General features: G+C 68.3%; 6 protein-coding genes and 1 pseudogene. 6 read left to right on the top strand and 1 reads right to left on the bottom strand.

What is annotated here, in order from left to right; translation table 11 throughout:
• From RMP08_RS09455 to RMP08_RS09430, 6 genes are all read left to right on the top strand, one after another.
• A partial coding sequence (locus tag RMP08_RS09455) for a sulfotransferase (RefSeq protein WP_310468748.1) occupies positions 1 to 1,617 on the top strand: 1,617 nt, incomplete at its 5' end.
• A gap of 4 nt (positions 1,618 to 1,621) precedes the next feature.
• Positions 1,622 to 2,776, top strand: coding sequence for an aspartyl/asparaginyl beta-hydroxylase domain-containing protein (locus RMP08_RS09450; RefSeq protein WP_310468747.1), 1,155 nt, complete (start codon positions 1,622 to 1,624; stop codon positions 2,774 to 2,776).
• Positions 2,773 to 3,837, top strand: coding sequence for a tetratricopeptide repeat protein (locus tag RMP08_RS09445; protein WP_310468746.1), 1,065 nt, complete (start codon positions 2,773 to 2,775; stop codon positions 3,835 to 3,837). The genes RMP08_RS09450 and RMP08_RS09445 overlap by 4 nt, the downstream gene beginning before the upstream one ends.
• Positions 3,801 to 4,280, top strand: coding sequence for a putative 2OG-Fe(II) oxygenase (locus tag RMP08_RS09440; RefSeq protein WP_310468749.1), 480 nt, complete (start codon positions 3,801 to 3,803; stop codon positions 4,278 to 4,280). Before RMP08_RS09445 ends, RMP08_RS09440 begins: the two co-directional genes overlap by 37 nt.
• A 94-nt stretch (positions 4,281 to 4,374) precedes the next feature.
• Positions 4,375 to 4,638 carry a hypothetical protein gene (locus RMP08_RS09435; RefSeq protein WP_310468745.1) on the top strand — a complete coding sequence of 88 codons (264 nt, stop codon included), beginning with the start codon at positions 4,375 to 4,377 and terminating at the stop codon, positions 4,636 to 4,638.
• Between the two features lie 26 nt (positions 4,639 to 4,664).
• Positions 4,665 to 4,949, top strand: a complete 285-nt coding sequence (locus RMP08_RS09430) for a hypothetical protein (RefSeq protein WP_310468744.1) — start codon at positions 4,665 to 4,667, stop codon at positions 4,947 to 4,949.
• 13 nt (positions 4,950 to 4,962) lie between these two features.
• On the opposite strand, the pseudogene RMP08_RS09425 reads toward RMP08_RS09430, so the two are convergent.
• Positions 4,963 to 5,482 (bottom strand): annotated as a pseudogene (locus RMP08_RS09425) (hypothetical protein); the annotation flags it as partial.

Below are 5,482 nucleotides of genomic sequence, written 5' to 3'. Positions count from 1 at the left end.
GAAGCCTACGAGCATCTGGTTGACCGCCTGCCCGACGATTGGGAGGCGTGGAACAACCTCGGCAATGCCCGCTCCGGGCTGGCCGACCACCAGGGCAGCATCGACGCACTGCAGCGCGCGCTGGCGCTCAATCCGGAGTCGGCCCCGACCCGCGTCAATCTCGCCCGCGAACTGGTTGCGCTTGACCGCCTCGACGAGGCCGAGGCCGTGTTGCGCGAGGCGGTTGCACGCGATCAGGGCGACAAGCCGGCGACTATCGATCTGGCCGCGGTGCTCAAGCGCAAGGGCCTCGAGCACGAGGTCGTCGAGGTGTTGGCCAAGGCGGTCGCGAGCGACCCCGACGACGCCGCGCTCCAGATGAATTACGGAGTGGAGGCACGCGCCGTCCGGCAATTCGAAATTGCCGAGAACGCGTTCAACCGGGCGCTTTCGCTGGAGCCCGCCAATGCACTCGCGTTCATCAACCTTGCGACCATGCTCGACCACGTCAATCGCGAAGGCGAAATTGCCGAGCTCATAAGCCAGGCCACCACTGCCCGCGCCGACACTGGCGTAATCGATTATTTGCGGGCGCTCGATCATCGCCGTGCCGGTCGTTTCCGCGAGGGCCTGGCCGCACTTGGCGACGGGCTCGATGTCGGTGATCCGTCCCGGGTCGAGTTTCTGCGCGGCCAGTTCCACGACCGGCTTGGCGAAACCGACCAGGCGTTTGCCGCTTTTTCACAGATGAACGAGCTGCTCCGGGCGGACCCGTCGCGGCCGGAGGAGCGGGCGACCGCGTTCCGCGAGGCGATCCGCGCCAATCGCGACTTGCTGACCCCGGAATGGATGGCGAACTGGCGTGAGGAGGGGGAACAGCGCGACCCGCGGCCGGCCCCGGTGTTCCTCATCGGGTTCCCGCGTTCCGGGACAACATTGCTCGACACCATGCTGATGAGCCATCCCGGTATCGAGGTGCTGGAGGAAGAACCGACCATTCGCGAGGCCCATCGCGTGATCCCCGAATTTGCCGATCTGCCGGGCGCGTCGGACGAGCGGATCCACCAGGCACGCGACGCGTATTTCGCAATGGCCGCGTCGCTGACGGAGCTGAAGCCGGGCAATTTGCTGGTCGACAAAAATCCGATGGCGATGAACTCGCTGCCGTTGATCTACCGCCTGTTCCCAGATGCCAAGGTGATCCTCGCGCTGCGCCATCCCTGCGATGTCGTGCTCAGCTGCTTCATCACCAATTTCCGGCTCAACGGCGGGATGGCCAATTTCGTGCGGCTCGACACCACGGCCGAGCTGTACGATTTGAGCTTCAGCTTCGTCGAACGCGCGCAGCAGCACATTGGCATGCCGATGCATCGTATCGTCTATGAGGATCTGGTCGCCAATCCGGAAGCGAATCTGAGGGCGCTGATGGCGTTCCTCGGCGTCGATTGGCAGGACAGCCTGCTCGATCATCAATCCACCGCGCGCAAACGCGAGCACATCAAGACTGCCAGCTATGCGCAAGTCGTCGAGCCGCTGTATACGCGCGCCGCAGGCCGTTGGGAGCGCTATCGCGCACACCTTGAGCCGGTCTTCCCGGTCCTTCAGCCGTGGATCGAGAAGCTCGGTTATACACTTTGAGGTAATGGTCGACCCTGCCCTCATCGCGACCGCCGAGCGCGCCGCCGCTTCGGGCGACCTGGCGGCTGCTTTGACATTGCTCAAACAAGCCGCCGCCGCCGCTCCAACGGATGTCCAGCTGCAGCTCAAGCTTGCTGCGATCAGCAAGGCGGCGGGGCAGCCCAGGGTGGCGCTCGCCGCTGTCCACCAGGCGCTGGCCCAATCGCCACTCGATTTCGTCGCACTGGTGCTGCGCGCCAGCCTGCTCGAGGCGCTCGGCGACGACGGGGCAGGGGAGGCCTGGAGCAACGCTTTGGCACAGCGCCCGGACGGCGATCTACCCGCGCCGCTGGCCGCTGCGGTGGCCAAGGGCGAGGCCCTGCGCGATGCCTGGCTCGCGGCCCGCGAAACACGCATGGAACAGGGCATGGCCGCGGCCGTCGCGCGCGCCGACCCTGACCAGCAATGGCGCATCGCGCGCTTCCGCAGCAACGTGCTGCGCAAAACCAAATCCTTCCACAGCCAACCAACCCACTTCGACTACCCCGGCCTGGTCGAGCGCGAATTTCACCCGCGCGACAGTTTCCCGTGGCTCGCCGAACTCGAAGCGGCGACCGATACGATCGCGGAAGAGCTCGCCGCGGTGATGGCCGCCGAGCGCGCCGAGCTGGTGCCGTACATCCAATATGCCGCCCACGAGCCGCTCGATCAGTGGCGCGACCTCAACCAGAACCGCGACTGGACCGCGATCCACTTGTGGCGCAACGGCCAACGGGTCGAGGCCAACGCCCGCCACTGCCCGCGCACGATGGCGCTGCTCGAGGCGTTTCCCCAGCCCGCCATTCCCGGCGCCGGTCCCAATGCGATGTTCTCGCTGCTCGCCCCCAACACCGCGATCCCGCCCCACGTCGGAGTCAACAATGCGCGGCTGGTGTGCCATCTCCCCTTGATCGTACCCGCCGGCTGCTGGTTCCGGGTCGGCGCTGAGACTCGCGACTGGCGGCGCGGCGAGGCGTTCGTGTTCGACGACACCATCGAGCATGAGGCGATGAACCCCAGCGGCGAGCTGCGCGTGGTGTTCATTTTCGACATCTGGCACCCCGGGCTGAGCCCGGTCGAGCGTGAGGCCGTCGCTGCGCTGATCGCCGCCGAAGCGCCTGCCGAAGGCACCGCGCTGTGACGGTCGACAGCCTGGTCCGCGCGGTCGGGGCCGGCCACGACGACACCGCCGCGCTGGCGCAGCTCGCCCGATCGGCGCTAGCCGAGGGGCGCGAGGAGGCCGCGCTGCCGTTGCTGCTCGCCGTCGCGCCGCGCCGCAACGAGGCCCTCGTGTGGCAATGGGCCGCGGTCCTCCAGCGCTCGCTCGACGACCACGCCGCCGCGCGCGTCTCGTTCGATCACGCCGCCCGGCTCGCCCCGCGCGATCCGTCGATCGCCCTCGGCCGGGCCTATGTCGCGCTCGAATCGGGGGACGAAGCGGTCGCGCTGTTCGAACAAGCGCGCCGCCTTGCTCCGACCGACGGGCAGGCCTTGATCGGGCTCAACGCGGCACGGCTGGCCGCCGGCCGCGGCGACCTCGCCTTGGCCGAGCTCGAAGCGGTTCTCGGCCAGTCGCCGCTGTGGATCGATGGCCATCGCCAATATGCGCAGTTGGAGGCGCTGGCGGGAAACCCCGCCGCCGCCGCGCAATCGCTCGCCCGCGCCCTCACCGCGCACCCCGGGCAAACCGCGCTGTGGCTCGAGCTGTGCGACCTCCACACCAGGCGTGAGGACTACGCGCAGCTGCTGGCGGCGGTCAGCGACGCACTCGCCCGCGGCCAGCCGGCCGAGGCGTTCAGGCATTTTGGTGCGATCGCCGCCGGCGAACTGCGTGACCCCAGCGCCGAGCAATTGCTGTCCGCGGCGTCCGCCGAGCACGACCCGCGCCTGCGCGCGTGGCGGATACGCCATCTGCTACGCTCGGGCCGCGCCGACCAGGCCGCGCCCCTCGTCGAGCAGGAGTTGCGCAGCGAGCGCGCGCCGTTCGTGTGGCCCTATGCGTCGCTGGTTTGGCGCATCCTCGGCGACCCCCGCCACAGCTGGCTTAAAGCGACCCGCGGCTGGTGTCGGTGGCCGACCTCACCGCCGACTTGCCGCCGCTCGACGACCTCGCCCGCCACCTGCGCGAAATCCACGCGCATTCCGGGCAGTATCTCGACCAGTCGGTGCGCGGCGGCAGCCAGACCGACGGCCCGCTGCTGAGCCGCGTCGATCCCCGCGTCCGCACCCTGCGCGAGGCGATCGTCGGCGCCGTGCGCAGGCACATCGACAATCTGCCCGAGCCCGATCCCGGGCACCCGTTGCTCGCTCGCCCCCGTGACCGCAGGATCCGTTTCTCGGGAAGCTGGTCGGTGCTGTTGCGCGGTGGCGGGCGCCACTCGAACCATGTTCACCCGCAGGGCTGGATCAGCTCGGCGCTGTATGTCGCGCTGCCCGGCCGCACCGCGGGCGATCCCCCCGACGCTGGCTGGCTGACCCTCGGCGAGCCGCAGGCCGAGCTCGGCCTGGGTCTCCCGCCGCTCAGGAAAATCGAACCCAGGCCCGGCCAATTGGTGCTGTTCCCGTCGTGGATGTGGCACGGCACCGTGCCGTTCGCAGAAGGGGAACGTCTGACTGTCGCGTTTGATGTTGCGCCGCCGGGCTGACCGCGCATACTTCCATTCATCTCGCAGTTATCGGGTTCGTGCTTGATATAGCTGCTGTTTTTTACGGCTTAGGCCGAGTCGATAGGGGAAGATCATGCGGACATTGGCGATCGCCATCGCGGCGCTGTGCATCGGGTCAACGGCCGCGGCTCAGGCACCGGCCACGCCGGCCAGCGGCGCCCAATCGGGCAAGAACGCGCGCGACCCCGATGAAGTCGTGTGCGAGAAGGTCGAGGTGATCGGCAGCCGGCTGGTCGCCAAGCGGGTATGCGCGACCCGCGCCCAGTGGGCCGAGCGGCGGCTACGCGAGCGGCTCGATATCGACAAAGCGCAAAAGACTGGCATGAAGGGCCAATAGGCGCGGCCCAAACGGGGAGAAATGCGATGCGGATTGCACTCACCTTGGCACTTTCGGCAGGACTGTTGGTCGCCATGCCGGCAGTCGCCGCAAACGTCGAACCTTCCAAGGCCGCGCCAAGCTCGCGCAACCCCGACGACAAGATTTGCGAAGACATCACCATCGTCGGCAGCCGGCTGGCGGTGAAACGCGTGTGCGCGACTCGCGCGCAATGGGCCGAAAAGCGCCGCCGCGACCGCGACCTGGTCGACCAGGCGCAGCGTTCGCCGTGCGTCGTGGTCCAGATCGACCACGGCAAGCAGGTCTGCTGAGCGGCCTGCGCGCCTAGGCGGGGGTCAGCACCAGCGCCCCGTCGCCTTCGTCGACCTTGATCGTCGCGCCGTCGCCGACCGTGCCGGCGAGGATGAGATCGGCCAGCGGGTCCTGCAGATGCTTCTGCACCGCGCGCTTCAACGGTCGCGCGCCGTACACCGGATCGTAGCCGACCCGCCCCAGCCACGCGCGCGCCGCGGGCGTCAGCTCGACCGTGATCTTGCGCTCCTCGAGCAATCTGCCCAGCCGCTCGACCTGGATGTCGACGATCGGTCCCATGTGACTCGCCGACAGGCGGTGAAACAGGATGATCTCGTCGAGCCGGTTGAGGAATTCCGGCCGGAAATGCCCGCGGACGACCTCCATCACCTGCGCCTCGACCTTTGAGACTTCCTCATCGTCGCCGACCGTGCCGGCGAGGATGAGATCGGCCAGCGGGTCCTGCAGATGCTTCTGCACCGCGCGTTTCAATGGCCGCGCGCCGTACACCGGATCGTAGCCGACCCGCCCCAGCCACGCGCGCGCCGCGGGC

This window comes from Sphingomonas sp., assembly GCF_031426035.1.
Lineage (GTDB): Bacteria > Pseudomonadota > Alphaproteobacteria > Sphingomonadales > Sphingomonadaceae > Sphingomicrobium.
The sequence above is the reverse complement of the archived record's forward strand: the minus strand, read 5'-3'. Positions and strand labels throughout refer to the sequence as shown.